General features: G+C 66.9%; 1 protein-coding gene. It reads left to right on the top strand.

All coding sequences use genetic code 11. The features are described 5' to 3' along the window. Positions 1-46 precede the first annotated feature (46 nt). Positions 47-1,222 carry an IS30 family transposase gene (locus IRX98_RS22395; RefSeq protein WP_443683849.1) on the top strand — a complete coding sequence of 392 codons (1,176 nt, stop codon included), beginning with the start codon at positions 47-49 and terminating at the stop codon, positions 1,220-1,222. Positions 1,223-1,239: the final 17 nt, after the last annotated feature.

Genomic DNA, 1,239 nt, shown 5'->3' on the forward strand with positions numbered 1-1,239 from the left:
GCTTGAGTTCGGAGGGTCGTTGCACCACTCGTCGTGAGGAGTGGTGATGGTTCGGATGCTTCGAGCTGAGCGGCAGGCGTTCTGGGAACAGGTGCGGTCGGGGAAGTGGGCCTGGCAGGCGGCTGAGGCCGCCGGCGTGTACGGCGGGCGCGGACAGGCGCTGTTCGCCCAGTCTGGCGGGGTGATGGAACCTCGTCGCCGGCCCTCGAGCCGGTTCCTGTCTCACGCCGAACGTGAAGAGATCGCGATCCTGCATGCCCAGCGGCTTGGTGTGCGGGAGATCGGTCGCCGTGTCGGGCGCCCGCACACCACGGTGAGCCGAGAGATAGCCCGTAACGGCAACCGTGATGGCTCCTACCGGGCGTTGACGGCACAGCAGCGTGCCGAGCAGCGCGCCCGACGTCCCAAAGCCGGGAAGTTGGCCACGAACCCGGTCCTGCGTGCCTACGTGGAGGACAAGCTGACCCGGTTGCAGTGGTCGCCGGAGCAGATCTGTGAACATCTCGTGCAGGACTACCCCGACGATGGGTCCATGCGGTGTTGTCCCGAGACGATCTACCGGTCCATCTACGTCCAGGGCCGCGGTGAGCTGCGTCGCGAACTGGCGGCGCACCTGCGCACCGGCCGGGACCAGCGCACACCGCACCACCGTCCCGAGCGCCGCAAGGGGCGACTGGTGGACACCATCCACATCAGCCAGCGGCCAGCCGAGGCCAAGGACCGTGCCGTGCCCGGTCACTGGGAGGGTGACTTGATCCTGGGCAAGGCCGGTGGGTCCGCGATCGGCACGCTGGTCGAACGCACGACCCGCTACCTGATGCTGGTCCACCTGCCGAAGCGCCGTACCGCCGAGGACTTCGCCGAAGCCCTCGTGCCGGTGCTACACACCTTGCCCGACCAGTTGCGCAAGTCGCTGACCTGGGACCAAGGCAAGGAGATGGCGCTGCACAAGCAGATCGCGTTCGAGGCCGACATCGAGCTGTTCTTCTGCGACCCCCGCAGCCCCTGGCAACGCGGGTCGAACGAGAACACCAACGGTCTGTTGCGTCAGTACTTCCCCAAGACGCTCAGCCTGCGCCAGTTCACCCCGACAGACCTCGCCGAGGTCGCCTGGAAGCTCAACACCCGACCACGCAAGACGCTGGGCTGGGCCACCCCAGCCCAGCGACTCGAAGAGCTACTCTGCGGACACCAAATCAATCGTGGTGCAACGACCGGCTGAATCCGCCCGGCGTTACA

This window comes from Nocardioides lacusdianchii, from assembly GCF_020102855.1.
Taxonomy (GTDB): Bacteria; Actinomycetota; Actinomycetes; order Propionibacteriales; family Nocardioidaceae; genus Nocardioides; species Nocardioides lacusdianchii.